This window comes from Pigmentiphaga humi (assembly GCF_900606115.1).
Taxonomy (GTDB): Bacteria; Pseudomonadota; Gammaproteobacteria; order Burkholderiales; family Burkholderiaceae_B; genus Pigmentiphaga; species Pigmentiphaga humi.
In genome coordinates this window covers 130,855-146,624 of record NZ_UWPJ01000027.1, presented here as the reverse complement: position 1 = coordinate 146,624, position 15,770 = coordinate 130,855, and the positions used below count along the sequence as shown (strand labels likewise).

Sequence of the window (15,770 nt, the reverse complement as noted above, 5' to 3'; positions counted from 1 at the left end):
TGTTCTCCTATCCGTTCGAGTCGTCGCGCAGGCTGGGCCCGGTGCCGCTGCCGCCGGCATCGCCCGATCGCACGGTGTGAGCGGCGAGCATCGCGCCGTGCGCGGCATGCTGGCGCGCCTGGGCTCGCTTGGCCCAGGCGGGCGGCTCGGACGGCGCTGCGGCCGAAGCGGGCGCGGCGCTGCTGCCACCCCGCAGGCTCGCCTTCATCCGGCTGCCGACCGCCGACGCCCCGGCGCGGGCCACGTCCTTGAAGCCGGCGGCGGCCGCCTTCAGCCCCGTCTGTCCCGAAAAGCTGCTGCCCTCGACATACGCCTTGCGAGCGCCGGCGGCCATCGAGGCGGCGGCCCGCACGCCGCCGCCGGACAGGCGCGCCGCGCTGCCCGCGGCCGACGCTCCGACCGCCACGCCCGCAGCCGCAATACCAGCCGCGCCCACAGCCGTCCCCACCGCTGCACCCGCGCCGAGCTGCGGCGCGCCGGACACCAGGCCGGTGGCGATGCCCGGCCCGAAAATCCCCAGGCCCAGCATCGCCAGCGAAGCCAGCATCACAGCGGTGGCTTCGTTGAGCGTCGGCGCGGCGCTGATGCCGGTCCGAAAGTCATTGAAGACCAACGTGCTGATGCCCACGATGACCGCCAACACCAATACCTTGATGCCGGAGGAAATGACGTTGCCCAGCACCTTTTCGGCCAGGAATGCGGTCTTGCCCCACAGCGCGAACGGCACCAGCACGAATCCGGCCAGGGTGGTCAGCTTGAATTCGAGCAGCGTCACGAAAAGCTGAATCGACAGCACGAAGAAACTGATGATGACCACGACCCAGGCCAGCAGCAGCACCACGATGGTCTCGAAGTTGGCAAAAATGGTCGTGAAGCCCGAGAGCCGGCCCACCTGTTCGAGCAGCGGCGCAGCCGTATCGACGCCGACCTGCGCGAGCCGGCCCGGCTGCAGAAGCTGTGCTTGCGAGATGGTCGAGCCGGAGGCCATCAGCCCGAGGCCGGCGAACGACCGGAACAAAATGCCGGCCAAGGCATTGAAGTTCCCGATGAGGTATGCGAAAGCGCCGACGTACAGCGTCTTCTTGACGAGCCGGCCCAGTATTTCGTCCTGACCGCCGTGGCCCATTGCCCAGGCGAGCCCGGCCAGCGTCATGTCGATGGCCACGAGCGTTGCCGTAAGAAAGGCGATCTCGCCATGCACCAGACCGAAGCCGCTGTCGATGTAGCGCGAGAACGTGTCCGTGAAACGGTCAATGATGGCGAGATCGTCCACGATCAGAACCCCTGCACGTCCTGCGGGGTGTAGCGCGACTTGCCATCGCCGTAGAACTGCTTGCGGCGCTGATCGGCTTCCTGCTTTGCCTTGGCCTCGTCGGCGGCCGAAGGCAAGGCAGGCGTATCGGCCGGCGGTGCCGCGGGCGGTTCTTCCTTGCCGCAGCCGGCAATGGCCGCCATCAGGAGGGCACTCACAATCCAGCATCGGGTCATGGCATGCTCCTTAGCGATAGAACTGCACGGTTTGCGGGGTGTAGCGCGACGGCGCGCCCGAGAACTGCTGGCGCACGGCTTCGGCGCGCGCCATCTCCGCGGCCTCCTGCGCACGGTCCAGCGCCATCGCCCTGTCCTGGGCGATCTGGAGCTGCTGTTGCTGGATCGCCTGCTTGGCTTGTAACGCCAAGAGTTGATTGGTCGCCTGGGTCGCCTGCAGCGACCCCACGGCCGACTGGCTTTGCGCCACGATGTCGGACAACACCCCCTGGTCGTCGGCCAGGTTCTGCACCGCACGCGCCTGCATGTCGGCGGTCGTGCGCAGCGCCTGCTGCGATTGCATCCATCGCTGGCGAGCGTCCTGCGCCATCATGTCGCTGGTGACCGTCGCGGCATACTGCTCCGGGTACAACCGCGCGAAATCGGCATCGGCGCGCGACACGTCGAAGGACAGGCCGCGCGCCTGATCCAGCAGCCGGTTGGTCGAGGCCAGGGCCGTGCGCAGCCGGCCGATGGCATTGAAGTTCAGTCCGGTCAGGTTCAGCGCCTGATTGGTGAGCATCCGGGCCTCGTTCTGCAGTTGCAGGATCTGATTGTTGATCTGCTCCAGCGTGCGGGCCGCGGTCATCACGTTCTGGGAATAGTTCGACGGGTCGAAGACCGTCAGCGCGCCGGCGGGCGGCGCGGCCAGGGCCGCCAGCACAGCGGCGGCGAACAGCAGGCGTTTCATGGCAAGACCTCCTCGGGTTGAGAATCAGGCGAAGGAATGAACTGGTCGATCATGTCGGCCGCCCAGTGCAGGTTCTGATGGCGCAGCCATCCGGCGGCAAAGCCTTCGGGGCCGTGCTTGGCCAATACGGCATCGATGGCGCGCTGATCGGCCGGCGTGGAGGCGCCAGCGAACGCCAATGCCACCGGCCCCAAATCCAAGTCGAAAACGCGGTTGCCCAGCCGCGACTGGTAGTAGTAGTCGCGCGCAGGCTGCGCATGCGCAATGAGTTGGATCTGCCGGGCGCTCAGGCCGAAGCCCGTATAGATGTCTCGAATCAGCGGCTCGGCCGCCTGCGGATTGGGCAGGAAGATGCGATTGGGGCATCCTTCGATGATGGCCGCGGCGATGCTGGAATCGCGGATGTCGGCCAGCGACTGGGTAGCGAAGATGACCGAGACGCCCAGCTTGCGCAGCAGCTTCAGCCATTCGCGTAACTGCGCCATGAACAGCGGATCGTCCAGCGCGATCCAGGCTTCGTCGAGCACCAGGACCGTTGGCCGGCCGTCGAACCGCGTCGCCAGCCACTCAAACAGATAGCGCAGCACGGCATTCGCGGCGGCTTTGTGCGGCCGCAGGGCCGTCATGTCGAAGCCCTGGATGGTCCCGTTGGCCAGATGTTCCCGGTCCGCATCCAGCAGCCGTCCGTAGGCCCCGCCCAGGACATAAGGGGCCAGCGCCTGGCGCAGCCGGTTGGATTGCAGCAAGGCCGACAGCCCTGTCATCGTCCGCTGCTCTACCGGCGCAGTGGCCAGGCTTCCCAGTGCCGACCAGATCGCCGCCTTGTCGTCCGGATCGACCGTGAGGCCTTCCATCGTCAGCCGCGCTTCGGTCCACTCCGCGGCCCAGCTCCGGTAGCCCGGCTCATCGACACGGGCAAGCGGCTGGAAGGCCATGTCGCCGTCCAGGCTGAGGTCGTGATAACGACCGCCGAGACCCAGGATCGTGGCCCGCAGGGACCGGCCCATCTCGAACACGTAGACGGCCGACTTGGGATAACGACGAAATTGCATGGCGAGCAGCGCCAGCAGGGTCGACTTGCCGGCGCCCGTGGGGCCGACTATCGCGGTATGACCCACGTCGCCGATGTGGGTGACCAGACGGAATGGCGTCGACCCATCGGTGCGCGTGACGATCAGAGGCGGGCCATCCAGGTGATGGTTACGCTCCTGCCCGGCCCAGACCGCCGACACGGGCATCATGTGGGCCAGGTTCAGCGTGGACACCAGGTACTGCCGGACATTGGCGTAAACATGGCCCGGCAGCGACGACAGCCAGCTTTCCACGGCATTGAGCGTTTCCGGCACCGCGATGAAACCGCGTCCCTCGATGACCCGGGCCGCCAGGCGCAGCTTCTCGTCGGCCGCGGCGGCATCCCGATCGCGCACCACCACCGTGGCGGTGAGGTAGCCGTAGGCCACGTTGTCGGCGCCCAGCGCTTGCAGCGCTGCGTCGGCATCGGCGGACTTGTTGTCCGCGTCGGTGTCGACCAGCGGACTTTCCTGCTGAGAAAGCGTCTCGCGCAGCAGGGTCAGCACACTCTTTCTCTTGGCGAACCACTGCCGGCGTATCCGCCTCAGTTCCGCCTCGGCTTCGCTCTTGTCCAGGCAGATGAAGCGCGTCATCCATCGATACGCGAACCCAAGCCGGTTCAGATCGTCAAGCAGCCCCGGCCAGGTGGGAGCCGGAAACCCGCGTACCGTCAGCACCCGAAGATGCTCATCGCCCAGCATCGGCGCTACGCCACCGGACAGCGGGCAGTCGGCCAGCAGATGGTCCAGATGGAACGGCACCTCCGGCACGTTGACCGGATGCTGGCGGGTCGAAATCGTGCCATGCAGGTAGGTCAGCGTTTCGGGACTGTCGAGCCAGCGGATCTCCGGCATGGTTCCCTTGAGCAGTCCGTAGAAGCGGTCGGTTTCCGCTTGGAACCCGGCCAGCCGTTCGCGCCAGTCCACGCCCTGGCGGGCCGGGTTCTCATAGAGCAGCCGGCCGGCGCGCGCTTTCGCGTCCTCGGGCGGCAGCCACAGCCCGGTCAGGTAGTAGCGGCTCTCGAAGTGCGAACCCGCCTCTTCGAAGGCCGCCCGCCGCTCCTCATCGACCAGCCAGGAGGCGGCTTCCGGAAACGTGGACCGTGGGTAGGCACCGGCCTCGAACCGCTCGCCTTCCATGAAGAGCGCCCAGCCCGATCCAAGCCGTTTCAAGGCATTGTTCAGCCGCGCCGCAACCGCCACCAGTTCGGACTCGCCGGCGCTGTCCAGATCCGGGCCGCGATAGCGTGCCGTACGCTGGAACGCACCGTCTTTGGTCAGCACGACGCCTTCAACGACCAGCCCCGCCCACGGCAGCCAATCGGCCAACTGTGCGGGGCGTTTGCGGTATTCGGCCAGGTTCAGCATGGCGGCTTCAAACGTCCAGCAGCGCCGGATGCTTCACGTGCCGCCCGAAGACCTGCGCGAACTGCACATCCAGCCCGGCGCCCCATACGGCCAGCATGTGGCCGATGAACCAGCAGGCCAATCCGGGCACCCAGAGTTGCAGCCCCAGGCCGATGGCGGCAGCCAGCGTGCCGTTGGCGATCGCCACGGTACGCGGCGCGCCGCCGAGCAGAATGGGTTCGGTGAGCGCGCGATGCAGCGGCGCCTCGAAGCCTTCGGGAAGCGATGCAGGCCGCGTCATACCAGCGCCCCGCCCGAGAAGCTGAAGAAGCTCAGGAAAAACGACGACGCCGCGAAGGCAATGCTCAGACCAAAGACAATCTGCACCAGCCGGCGAAACCCACCCGAGGTATCTCCAAAAGCAAGCGTCAGACCCGTCACGATGATAATAATGACGGCGATGATGCGTGCGACGGGCCCTTGAATCGACTCCGCAATGGATTCGAGCGGCGCTTCCCACGGCATGCTGGAGCCAGCGGCCTGCACACGCATCAGCAGCATGACCGCAAGCAGCACCAGCCAGCTATGGCGATGCAGGAATGCCGCGGCCTGGCTGCGCAGCGTTGGCAAGGCATGAGAGGTCATCATGATGCGGCTCCTGGGTTGGCGGAAACGGGTTCGAGGCGGTATTGATCGCCGGCCAGGCCGGCGACGCGAACAATCTCCTTGACACGCCGGGCCTCGCCCCGTCCGGCAAGAAACACGATGACGTGGACGGTCTCGGCAATCAGCGAACGCGGTACGGCGCTGGCTGCTTCCAGCGTGAGCTGTTCCAGGCGCAGCAGCGCGCCATAGGCAGAATTGGCATGCAGCGTGGCGATGCCGCCCGGGTGCCCGGTTCCCCACGCTTTGAGCAGGTCCAAGGCTTCGCCGCCGCGGACTTCGCCCACGATGATGCGGTCGGGACGCTGGCGCAGCGTCGAGCGCACCAGGTCCGCCATCGCGGCTGCGCCGGGCGACGTGCAAAGCTGCACGCGGTCCTCATTGCGGCATTGCAGTTCGGGCGTGTCTTCCAGAATCAGGATGCGGTCGCCGCCGGCGGCGATCTCGTCGAGCAGCGCGTTGGCGAACGTCGTCTTGCCCGAGCTGGTGCCGCCCGCCACGACAATATTCAGCCGATCGCGCACGGCCGCGCGCAGGAATTCGGCGTGGCCGGTCGTCAAGATGCCGTCGCGCACATAGTCCTCCAGCGTGAACATCACGCTGGAATGCTTGCGGATGCTGAAGCTGGGCGAATACACCACCGGCGGCAGCACCCCCTCGAAGCGCTCGCCGCTCAGCGGCAGCCGCGCCGACAGCAGCGGCCGTGCGCGGTGGACCTCGGCACGCACGCAAGCCGCCACCAGGCGAATGATCCGCTCCGCGTCGGCTGCCGACATCAACACGCCGGTCGGCGCGCGTCCGCCGCGATGCCGATCCAGCCAGAGCCGGCCATCTGGGTTCAGCATGATCTCCACCACGTCGGGGTCGTCCAGCGCCTCGGCTATAGTGGGTCCCATCGCCGTGCGCAGCATCTGCAGGCTGCGGGAACGCGATTCATCGTCGGCGTCAGGCTTGGCGCTCATGTGTGGTCTCCTCGGTGGTGGCGGGCGGCACCTGCGCGCTACCTATCGACCCCGAAACGTAGGGATCGGGGAATAGTTCTTCGTGAACGTCCCGGACCAGACTGCGGCCACGCTGCAAGTGACGGGCGAGCTGGTCGACGAACTGGGCGTAGCGCGCTTTTCCCTGGGCGCGCGCGGCCTCCTGATGTGCCTCTGCGACCGGCGGCGACACGGTCAGGAAATAGCGCACGTACAGCGCGAGAGTCTCGATCAGAATGTTCTGGTCCCGGTCCAATTTGTCGAACTGCCGGGAGAGCCGGTCCAGACGCCGCGCCAGCGCGGCTTCACGCTGGTCGGCCGCATCGGGCGACAGGAACGCCGATAAGGCAGCCGCGACGATCGAGGACTTCGAGACGCCGCGATGCGCGGCCAGGTCGTCCAGCCGCCGGGCGTGATCCGGCTCGATGAAGAGGTTCAGGCGGGCGCGGCTCATAGCGGTATCCCGTCGGCAGGATCGAGCGCGGCCAGGCGCGCGGCACGCTGCAGGCGCCGGTCGGGTTCCACAGGCAGGGCCTGGTCGTCCTCATCGTCGAGAAGACCCACGCTGACATCCGGCGCCGGGTGCGCCGTCGCCACGTCAACGTCCAGTTCCGGCCGAATGTACAGGCCGCCGCCGTCGGCATCGTTCGACGCACCCCCGGCCAAGCTGTCTCGAAGAGGCGGCATGGGCAGCCCCGTCCAGTCATCCGGCCTGGCCGCCGGTCGGTCGGCGTACCCTTCTGTGGCGAGCACGGGCGGCGGCAGAATGCGCCGCGTGAAGTTGCGGTCCTGGTAGTAGCGCAGTTTTTTGGCCTGGATCGGCGGCTGCCCCGACACCATGACGATCTCGTCGTCGTTCGGCAATTGCATGATCTCGCCTGGCGTACGCAATGCCCTGGCTGTTTCCTGGCGTGACACCATCAAATGGCCGAGCCACGGCGCCAGCCGGTGACCCGCATAGTTGCGCTGGCTGCGCTGTTCGGTAGCCGTTCCCAAAGAATCCGAGATGCGCTTGGCGGTGCGTTCGTCGTTCGACGAGAAGACGACCCGAACGTGGCAATTGTCCAGAATCGAGTTGTTCTGTCCGTAGGCCCGCTCGACCTGGTTCAATGATTGCGCGATCAGGTACGCCCGCAGCCCATACCCGGCGATGAAGGCCAGCGCGGACTCGAAGAAATCGAGTCTGCCCAGGGCCGCGAATTCGTCCAGCATCAGCAGCAGCTTGTGCCGGCGGGTGATGCCGTCCGAGCCGTCCAGCGATTCCGTCAATCTGCGGCCGATCTGGTTGAGCAGCAGCCGCACCAGGGGCTTGGTTCGGTTGATGTCCGAAGGCGGCACGACCAGATAGAGCGAGACGGGATGCTCGGCATCGATCAGGTCGGCAATGCGCCAGTCGCAGCGCGACGTGACCGCGGCGACGGTGGGATCGCGGTACAAGCCAAGATAGGACATGGCTGTGGACAAGACCCCCGAACGCTCGTTTTCGGACTTGTTCAGGACCTCGCGCGCCGCCGAGGCAACAACGGGATGCGGGCCGTGGTCAAGATGGCGGGTATCCATCATGAGGCGCAGCGATGTCTCGAAGGGCCATGATGGATTGGACAGAAATGCCGCCACGCCGCGCAGCGTCTTGTCGTCCTCGGCGTAGAGCACATGCAGGATGGCCCCGACGAGTAGCGCATGACTCGTCTTCTCCCAGTGGTTTCTACGCTCCAACGCGCCTTCCGGGTCCACCAGGATGTCGGCTATGTTCTGAGCATCGCGCACTTCGTGCACGCCCTGTCGCACTTCCAGAAGAGGATTGTTCGCCGCTGAGTGTGGGTCCGTGGGGTTGAACAGCAGACAATGCGAGAAGCGCGAACGCCAGCCGGCCGTGAGTTGCCAGTTCTCACCCTTGATGTCATGCACGACGCACGACGCGGGCCACGACAGGAGCGTCGGCACGACCAGTCCCACGCCTTTGCCGCTGCGAGTGGGCGCGATCGCCATCACGTGTTCGGGGCCGTCATGGCGCAGATAGACCGGCGCCTTGCCGCCAAGCCCGCCGAGGAAGACGCCGGCCGGGCGCAGCAGGCCTGCCTGCTCGATATCCTCGGCCGTGGCCCAGCGTGCCGATCCGTATGTGGTTACGCGCCGGGCTTGGCGTGCTCGCCAGACCGACAGTGCGATGGCCATGCCGATTGGCATAATGCCACCCAGCGCGGCAAACATGCCGCCGCGCATGAAAGTCTCCGGAGCGTAGGCATCAAAGGCGTACCACCAAAGAAAGAGCTCCCACGGGTGGTAGACCGGCATGCTGCCCAGCGTGAACCACGGCAGGCCAAGCTGGCCTTGATAGCCCAACGCCGAGGCCGTCCACTGGGTAGCACCCCACAGGCACGCCAGCGACGTAGTGAGCACGGCGAAAATCTGTCCAAACAGCACGCCGGTCGGCATACGGTCCTCCTTCCAGGTCGGTCCGTCCCGCGTCTGCCTTCGCGGCACGCAAGCGTGTCGGGGCAGGCACGAGAAGAGGTGCCGCCAGTCTGGAAGCGAAGGCGCATCATGTAAACCGAGCCAGGCGTAGCGTGGCGTAACTCGCCGGCATTGGCGGGACTTAATCTCGACGCACAGCGGATCGCACACGAGCACCAAGCAGGACGGTGTGTGAGCGGAAGCACAGCTTGGAGCGAAATTAGTCGCAGGCCGGTGTGCCGTGTGATGGTTCTGCTACAAGAATCGGCAGACGCCGCCACAGCGTCAAGTCAAATTGAGACAGACGATGTTGTATCGAAGGTCATACGGTGCCGGAGCGGCCTAGACCATATTACGGCCCAGCATCACAAACCGCGCCATCGCTGCCGACAGATCGTCCTGCCGCCCATCCTTAGTGATCGCGAAGATGGTTAGCCACGCATCCGAATCGACTAGCGGTACGATTGCGACATCCGGGCGCTGCAGCGTCCTTGCGTGGTTGGCATCCAGGAAGGCGATGCCGCAGCCAGCGCCCACTTTCACTATCATTCCGGCCAAGGTGTCGACTGGCTCGGCCAATATCGGCGAAATTCCTCTGGCTCGCAATAGCGCTTCGATCTGCATCCGTAGACCCGGCTTCAAACGCGTGTGGCAAAAAACCAGAGAGCAGGATGCTGCTGCCGATGCCAGTGTCAACGATTTAGTCTGTGCCAGCGGATGTGCGCGAGGAATCGCAGCCATGATGCGATCGGCCCAAAGCGGCTCTACGATCAGACCTTCCTCCTGAGCCGCCCCAAACGAAAGGCCCATGTCAATGCGCTCGGTCAGTAATGCCTCTTGCTGCTGAAGGGATGGTAGCTCGCTGATCCGCAATTGCATGTCGGGATACTTTCTATGCCAGCATTGAAAAAGCTCTGACAGGCGCGGTTGGGCAAGCCCCTCTGATAAGCCGATACGCAACGCATTGGGCTGACCGCCAATGCGTGCGACGGCGCGTCGAGCTCGTTCGACGCCGGTCAGTATGTCGCGGGCATGGTCACGCAATGCTTCGCCAGCTGGCGTCAGGCTCGTACCTTGCCGGGATCGAATGAATAGTGGTACCCCCAGTTCCTGTTCCAATTGCGTGATGCTGCGTGACAATGGGGACTGTTCGATATGAGCGCGCGCTGCAGCTCTTCCAAAATGCAGTTCCTCAGCCAGAGCCAAGAAATACCGGAGATGCCGAATTTCCATTACGTCAATTACGCTCGATGACGCGCTCTGGTGGTTACACCACGCCAACTGAACCCGTAAAAACAGGCCGTACTTGTCTTTAGCAGAGCGCTGAAACTTGTGGGAAGCTACCTTTGCGTCAACACCAATGGCGGCCGGCTATAGAGAGCGAAAGGTGCGTACTAGCGACATCCGGATAACAGGTCGAAGTTCGGCTCATACGCCGCCGTCTTGACCTGGAATATGCTGAGTAAGGTTGACGGGATATCGTCATGGGACCGCGGCGCCTTCGCAGTACGACGCAAGCACGACGCGTCGACCCCCAGTGCTCGCTCCATGGGCTGGGAGAGCCACATCACCATGGGCACTTGCTTCTGCGAATCCGGAGCAAGAACGTAAGGCATGCCGTGTAGGTAAACATTGCGTTCACCTAGCGACTCGCCGTGGTCAGAAACAAAGAGGAGCCCGGTCTCATGACTGTTGATCGTTTGCAGCAGATCAATCGCCATTGAGATGACGTGGTCTGTATAGACGATGCCGTTGTCATAAGCATTGATGAGCGAGGAATTCGAGCATCGAGCGAGATTTACATCGGTACACACTGGTGCCCATCGAGTGAACCGAATGGGGTACCTCAGTGAATACGCCGGCCCATGATTTCCCATCATATGGAGCACAATCAGCGTATCGCCGCTGCTCTTTTGAATTTTCTCGGCGAGGCCATCAAGTAGGCGCTCATCGAAACATTGCCCCGTCCGGCATTCAGCCACTGTCTGGCTGATGGACTCAAACGGCAATGCATCACATACCCCTTTACATCCTCCCTGGTTATCACGCCATAGCGTAGCCACACCGACCCGCTGCAAGACGTGCAGAACTGATTCGCTCGATCTGATCTTTTCTTCGTCGTAGTTCTTGCGGCCGTAGAACGAGAACATGCATGGCAGTGACACTGCGGTGCTGGTTCCGCAACTCTGGACGTTCCCGAAGTTAACGACTTGGCGGCGCAAGAGTTGGGGCGTAGTCTGTCGCCGATATCCATTAAGGCCCCAATTTTCAGCTCGAACCGTCTCGCCTACTATCACGATGAACGCTTTAGGTTTGTAGGATGCCCGCGGAGGGTCTCGGAACGCATCCGGCGCCGCTATGGTTCGACTTGAAATGTCTCGATGATTGCGGTCAGCAAGAACTCGCGATGCAGCGACGAGATAGTTTGCCGGCGTGACCAAGTAACGTATTTCCTTTTTCTCACGAACGATAGGAACTAAGACGCGTGCGGCTTGCCACAGCGCACCGATCGTCATGATCGTTGCAATCAGAATGAATACAGCCCGCCGCAACAGAGCTCGGCCAACTCGATAGCGCTTCAAAGGTACAAGGACAACTAATACGCTAGGGGCTATGCCGAAAATCAAGACATGCCACAGAAATCGGTGGTTGGAGACAAGCTCGCCCACCTCGGAGACATTAGTCTCAAAGACATTTCGTAGCATCCCTTTGTCAAGATAGACGCCGTAGGCATCCATTAAATAGGCGGCCGCTGCAGTTGCGACCATTAATAGTGGCAAGAGCACCCGAGCCAAACAGCGGGGGACAACAAATAGCAGGAATACCCAGTGCGACGAAACCACGATGGTCGTCACGCTTGCCACCACCCACACACGCTCTGAAAGGGTGTCCCCTCCATATTCAGCGAGCGTTCGCCACAGACTAGAGTTCGCCGTCAAGGCGAACCAAATACTTACTGCTAATAAAAGAACTTCGATAGGGATCGCTGGCAAGCGAATGCGCGGCTTGGCGCTTCGCTCAACTCCGCCCGACAGTAATGGGAACACTTCAGCCTCAATTCTCTGTCCCGAGTGCTCGTGAATAGACCCAGCATCCCGGAGAGCCAATAGGTGTGCATACCGACTCCGATATGCAATGAATGCGATCATCTATAGGGCAAGAGCAGCTGTTGCCGTCATGCGGCGCATGTCTTGCCCGGATCGGATTCCGCGTCGACGAACCTGGCGACATCGAGCGCTTTGAAGCGTCTCGACAGGTCGTGACTTATGCGAAATTGGATGGCCATCGGGGCCGGTCAGGGCCCGGGCTGATGGCAGAGTCGTATGGCTGAGGAGGAAGGTGAAGAACGGGGCGTGAAATCTGCGGCGACACTTGCACGTAGACGTCAGCGAGTATCGCTACGAGATGAAATGCATGACACACTTCGCAGGAATGATGGTCACCCTTTGGCGTGGTGGCGGTTGCGACATGGACATCGACATGATGGCCAAAGTGGGGGCTTTCGTTTCGCCCTCCATGTCCACAGTAGCCGATTTCTGGTCCCACGAGGCAGCGGGCCAGAAAGACAACTATGAGCAGCATCGCGATCGTGCCAAAGCGACGTCGTCTGCTTAGGTAGCACGGTGCACTGGCGCGTGGCATTCGAGCGCTCTCACCAACATGTACGGCGGCGCAAGCGGTGCTGAACGATGACGCGACAGTCATGGCGGCGCCTAACGATAAACAGAAGAGGCGCAAGAAAGCAGCAGCACGGCAGCATGCAGCGCTCGTCCCCGAGCCGCCCCACTAAGAGCGGCTTGCCGACGCCGCGTGCTGCCTGTGATATCCCTGCGCCGCAGCCTCTTCCTCGTATTGGTCATATCCATGGCGCTAGTCGAGAGTCAGCGTCGAGTCATGCTCAACGAATGGCCGATGTGCCGTTTTACGGTGCACCAATTGGTACAGGACAGGTAGTACAAGCAGCGTCAATGCGGTCGATGAAATGATCCCGCCGATCACGACCGTTGCTAGCGGCCTCTGCACCTCCGCTCCTGTTCCTGTAGCAAGCGCCATTGGAATGAATCCAAGCGAAGCGACCAATGCGGTCATGAGCACCGGCCTAAGTCGAGTAACTGCACCGAGATGGACGGCTTCATCCAATGACTTACCTTCAGCCCGAAGTGCCCGAATGAAGGACAACATCACAAGCCCGTTCAGCACTGCAACCCCACTCAGTGCGATGAAACCCACCGCGGCTGAAATCGATAGCGGGATGCCGCGCAACCACAGCGCCATGATTCCGCCTGTCAACGCGAAGGGAATCCCAGTGAACACGATCAACCCATCACGTACATTGCCGAACATGGTGAAAAGGAGAACGAACACGAGGGCAAGCGCAACCGGTACCACGATCTGCAGGCGCGTCGTCGCCGACTGTAGTTGTTCGAATGTTCCGCCCCATGACATCCAATAGCCCGACGGAATCTTGACGGACGCTTCGATCTGGCGCTGTGCTTCGGCCACGAAGGACCCCAAGTCGCGACCCCGGACATTCGCACTCACGACGATGCGCCGTTTGCCGTTCTCTCGGCTAATCTGGTTTGGCCCCGGCGCCAAGTCGAAGCCAGCGAGCTCGGAGAGCGGAACGAATGCGGCGCGTCCGTCGGCAGTTCTAGGAAGCGCAACGGGAAGCCTCTTCAACGCGTCGATATTGCTGCGGACGTCGTCGGGCAGCCTGACCAAGATGTCGAAGCGACGGTCACCTTGGAAGAAGGTGCCAGCTTCCTTTCCTCCCACCGCTGTTGCGATGGCATCCTGCACCTCGGACAGGCTGACGCCGTAGCGAGATGATCTGTCTCTATCAACGGAGATGGTGAGCATCGGCAAGCCCGTGGTCTGTTCAGCCTTGACTGACTCGGCACCGGGAATCTTGGACAACACGCCGACGATTTCCCCCGCGCTCTTTTCAAGCTGAGACATGTCGTCACCGAATATCTTTACGGCCACGTCGCTGCGAACACCGGAGATGAGTTCGTTGAAGCGCATTTGGATCGGCTGCGTGAACTCGTAATTATTTCCAGGGACTTGGTCGACCAACTCCTGCAGCGAAGCAATGACCTGTTCATGCGAGCGTCGAGGCTTGGGCCACTGATCTTGTGGCTTCATGATGATGTACGTGTCTGCAGCGTTCGGAGGCATGGGATCGGACGCTACTTCGGCTGTTCCGATCCTTGCAAACACACGCTCGACTTCGGGAATCTGCACAATTTTCCGTTCAAGGATGGCCTGCATTTCGACGGATTGCGTCAAGCTGGTCCCGGGAATTCGAAGAACCTGCAGCGCGATATCGCCCTCGTCCAGGTTTGGGATGAATTCGGCCCCGAGACGGCTGGCCACGGCGAACGTGAACAGGATCGACATAGCGGCAAATACGACCACCACAGGAACATTCGCCAATGCACGCGACAACAATGGTTCATAGGCACGGCGCGCGTGCCCCATAAGCCAGTTCTCTTTCTCTTCGACCTTCTTGTTGAGCAACAGCGCGACCGCTGCCGGGACGAACGTGATTGATAGGATCATCGCTCCCAATAGTGCCAACACGACGGTGGTGGCCATGGGATGAAACATCTTGCCTTCAACGCCCGCCAGCGCAAAGATCGGCAGATACACGATCATGATGATCAGTTGACCGAATATCAGCGGGCGTCGGGCCTCGCTGGCTGCGGCGAAGACCTCCTTGAAGCGCTCCGACCGGGTTAGCAAGCGACCCCTTTCGGCTTGAACGTGCGCAAGATGACGAATGCAGTTCTCGACTATGACCACGGCGCCGTCGACAATGATCCCAAAGTCCAGAGCACCCAAGCTCATCAGATTCGCGCTGACCTTGTAGCTCACCATGCCTGAGAACGTGAACAGCATGGAAAGCGGGATCACCATGGCGGTGATCAGCGCCGCTCGGATGTTGCCCAGGAACAGGAAAAGGACGACGATCACGAGCACGGCGCCTTCCAAGAGGTTCTTCTTCACCGTGGCGACCGCCTTGTCGACCAGTGTCGTGCGGTTGTAGACCGTGACGGCCTTTACCCCAGGCGGCAGTGTGCTGTTGATGCTTGCCAACCTCGCGTCGACAGCCTGGGAAACCGTTCGGCTGTTCTCGTTGACAAGCATGAAGACTGTGCCGAGAACAACTTCGCGTCCATTTTCGGTCGCAGCGCCCGTGCGCAGCTCTTTGCCGACCGAAACACTTCCCAAGTCCCGTATACGGATGGGCAGGCCCTGCGCTTGGCTGACGATGATGCTGCCGATGTCCTCGATGGACTGCACTTGGCCAGGAGCACGAACCAAGTATTGCTCACCGCCCCGCTCGATATATCCCGCGCCTACATTGACGTTGTTACGTTCGAGTGCAGCCACGAGGTCAGCCAGCGTCAGTCCGTAGGCCGAGAGCCGCTCCAAATTCGGTGCGACGAGATATTCTTTGACAAAGCCGCCAATCGCGTTGATCTCGGTCACTCCAGGCACAGTTCGCAATTGAGGCCGGATGATCCAATCCTGAATCTCACGCAAGTCGGTCAATGTGTAAGGCGAGCCATCGGCTTTCTTCGCGTTCGTCTCTGCCTCGACGGTCCACATGTAGATCTCGCCCAACCCTGTGGAAATGGGGCCCATTGTCGGCGTGACGCCCTGAGGAAGAGCATCTCTCGCCTCCTGAATGCGCTGGTTAACCAACTGACGCGCGAAATAGACGTCGGTCCCATCGTTGAAGATGACGGTGACCTGCGACAGGCCATAACGCGAGATTGAGCGGGTTTGTGCAAGGCCGGGCAGACCGGCCATTGTTGTCTCGATGGGATAAGTGATCCGCTGCTCGGCCTCCAGCGGCGAGTAGCCAGGCGCCGCGGTGTTGATCTGGACTTGCACATTGGTGATGTCGGGTACGGCGTCAATTGACAGACGGGTGTAGTTGTAGATGCCAAGCCCTGCCATCCCGACGACAGCGAGCATGATCAGCCAGCGGTGGCCAATAGCGAATCGAAGGATTCGTTCAAACATTGT

At 62.2% G+C, this 15,770-nt stretch carries 13 protein-coding genes; 1 reads left to right on the top strand and 12 read right to left on the bottom strand.

What is annotated here, in order from left to right; translation table 11 throughout:
• Window positions 1–7 precede the first annotated feature (7 nt).
• From trbL to PIGHUM_RS18275, 11 genes are all read right to left on the bottom strand, one after another.
• The gene (gene trbL, locus PIGHUM_RS18325; protein WP_124081160.1) at window positions 8–1,273 is read right to left on the bottom strand and encodes a P-type conjugative transfer protein TrbL; all 1,266 of its coding nucleotides are present in this window, start codon (window positions 1,271–1,273) and stop codon (window positions 8–10) included.
• Between the two features lie 2 nt (window positions 1,274–1,275).
• Window positions 1,276–1,488: a hypothetical protein gene (locus tag PIGHUM_RS18320; RefSeq protein ID WP_124081159.1), complete on the bottom strand. Its 213-nt coding sequence runs from the start codon at window positions 1,486–1,488 to the stop codon at window positions 1,276–1,278.
• 10 nt (window positions 1,489–1,498) lie between these two features.
• Window positions 1,499–2,218 carry a P-type conjugative transfer protein TrbJ gene (gene trbJ, locus PIGHUM_RS18315; protein ID WP_124081158.1) on the bottom strand — a complete coding sequence of 240 codons (720 nt, stop codon included), beginning with the start codon at window positions 2,216–2,218 and terminating at the stop codon, window positions 1,499–1,501.
• A complete protein-coding gene (gene trbE, locus PIGHUM_RS18310; protein WP_124081157.1) occupies window positions 2,215–4,656 on the bottom strand; it encodes a conjugal transfer protein TrbE in 2,442 nt (813 codons plus the stop codon). The genes trbJ and trbE overlap by 4 nt, the downstream gene beginning before the upstream one ends.
• A gap of 7 nt (window positions 4,657–4,663) precedes the next feature.
• The gene (locus tag PIGHUM_RS18305; protein ID WP_124081156.1) at window positions 4,664–4,936 is read right to left on the bottom strand and encodes a VirB3 family type IV secretion system protein; all 273 of its coding nucleotides are present in this window, start codon (window positions 4,934–4,936) and stop codon (window positions 4,664–4,666) included.
• Window positions 4,933–5,280: a TrbC/VirB2 family type IV secretion system protein gene (locus PIGHUM_RS18300; RefSeq protein WP_425466739.1), complete on the bottom strand. Its 348-nt coding sequence runs from the start codon at window positions 5,278–5,280 to the stop codon at window positions 4,933–4,935. The genes PIGHUM_RS18305 and PIGHUM_RS18300 overlap by 4 nt, the downstream gene beginning before the upstream one ends.
• On the bottom strand, window positions 5,280–6,260 hold the full coding sequence (gene trbB, locus PIGHUM_RS18295; protein WP_124081154.1) for a P-type conjugative transfer ATPase TrbB: 981 nt from the start codon (window positions 6,258–6,260) through the stop codon (window positions 5,280–5,282). The genes PIGHUM_RS18300 and trbB overlap by 1 nt, the downstream gene beginning before the upstream one ends.
• Window positions 6,244–6,732, bottom strand: coding sequence for a CopG family transcriptional regulator (locus tag PIGHUM_RS18290; RefSeq protein ID WP_246013310.1), 489 nt, complete (start codon window positions 6,730–6,732; stop codon window positions 6,244–6,246). The genes trbB and PIGHUM_RS18290 overlap by 17 nt, the downstream gene beginning before the upstream one ends.
• Window positions 6,729–8,714, bottom strand: coding sequence for a conjugal transfer protein TraG (locus PIGHUM_RS18285; protein ID WP_124081153.1), 1,986 nt, complete (start codon window positions 8,712–8,714; stop codon window positions 6,729–6,731). Before PIGHUM_RS18285 ends, PIGHUM_RS18290 begins: the two co-directional genes overlap by 4 nt.
• Before the next feature lie 360 nt (window positions 8,715–9,074).
• Window positions 9,075–9,965, bottom strand: coding sequence for a LysR family transcriptional regulator (locus tag PIGHUM_RS18280; RefSeq protein ID WP_124081152.1), 891 nt, complete (start codon window positions 9,963–9,965; stop codon window positions 9,075–9,077).
• A gap of 161 nt (window positions 9,966–10,126) precedes the next feature.
• Window positions 10,127–11,881 (bottom strand): phosphoethanolamine transferase, encoded by a 1,755-nt coding sequence (locus PIGHUM_RS18275; RefSeq protein WP_124081151.1) that lies wholly within the window; start codon window positions 11,879–11,881, stop codon window positions 10,127–10,129.
• A 265-nt stretch (window positions 11,882–12,146) separates the two neighbouring features.
• On the opposite strand from PIGHUM_RS18275, the gene PIGHUM_RS18270 reads away from it, so the two are divergent.
• Window positions 12,147–12,347 (top strand): hypothetical protein, encoded by a 201-nt coding sequence (locus tag PIGHUM_RS18270; protein WP_124081150.1) that lies wholly within the window; start codon window positions 12,147–12,149, stop codon window positions 12,345–12,347.
• A 255-nt stretch (window positions 12,348–12,602) separates the two neighbouring features.
• Here the strand turns inward: PIGHUM_RS18270 and PIGHUM_RS18265 are convergent, their stop codons facing one another.
• Window positions 12,603–15,767: an efflux RND transporter permease subunit gene (locus PIGHUM_RS18265; RefSeq protein ID WP_124081149.1), complete on the bottom strand. Its 3,165-nt coding sequence runs from the start codon at window positions 15,765–15,767 to the stop codon at window positions 12,603–12,605.
• Window positions 15,768–15,770: the final 3 nt, after the last annotated feature.